This window comes from Cohnella sp. GbtcB17 (assembly GCF_019091135.1).
Classification (GTDB): Bacteria; Bacillota; Bacilli; order Paenibacillales; family Paenibacillaceae; genus Cohnella.
In genome coordinates this window covers 1-247 of the sequence record NZ_JAGXJW010000383.1, presented here as the reverse complement: position 1 = coordinate 247, position 247 = coordinate 1, and the positions used below count along the sequence as shown (strand labels likewise).

The following is a 247-nucleotide window of genomic DNA, read 5'->3' as shown; positions in this document are numbered from 1 at the left end:
CGACCGGGAAAGGGGTGCCGAGCCCGGCGAAAATGATAACGTAGCAAACGGCCGCCAAGGTTAGATGCGGGAGTCGGGGCAACAGCACATACAGCGCGCCCAGCAGCGTCATTCCCGCGTACCCCATGCCCGCCGCGCCGAAGCGGCGGGCCGCGGACGCGCTCACCGTGCTCCCGAGCATATTGCCCAGCCCGTGGAACAGCATGGCGTCGCCGCTCTGGCCGACCGTCAGCTCGGAGCGATCGGA

The 247-nt window shown here is 68.4% G+C and carries 1 pseudogene; it reads right to left on the bottom strand.

The features are described 5' to 3' along the window. Positions 1-247: pseudogene (locus tag KVT38_RS33985) on the bottom strand (MFS transporter); the annotation flags it as partial.